We start from the raw sequence: 269 nt of genomic DNA on the forward strand, positions 1-269 counted from the left end.
CTTCTTTTACTTTATATTTAGCAGGACGAATAACACGAGTCGTTTCGATAATAACGGGTTCTATACTACGCTCTTCAGTAATGGCAACTTCCGCTTCTAACGCTTCACTTTCCACAGCTTCAGACATAATTGGTGTAGGGAACTTGGCGCCAAAATGATTGTCGCACTGTTGCATACTTAAACGCACAGGATTGCCGTTTTTATCCATGTAGACGTTGACTGGCATATCAGCGGCGATAGCAACATATTTGCCGACCAAAGCACCGGAT

The 269-nt window shown here is 43.5% G+C and carries 1 pseudogene; it reads right to left on the minus strand.

The window, feature by feature from the left end:
• Positions 1-269 (minus strand): annotated as a pseudogene (locus tag AAEY88_RS13835) (hypothetical protein); the annotation flags it as partial.

The organism is Psychrobacter sp. CAL346-MNA-CIBAN-0220 (assembly GCF_040309805.1).
Classification (GTDB): domain Bacteria; phylum Pseudomonadota; class Gammaproteobacteria; order Pseudomonadales; family Moraxellaceae; genus Psychrobacter.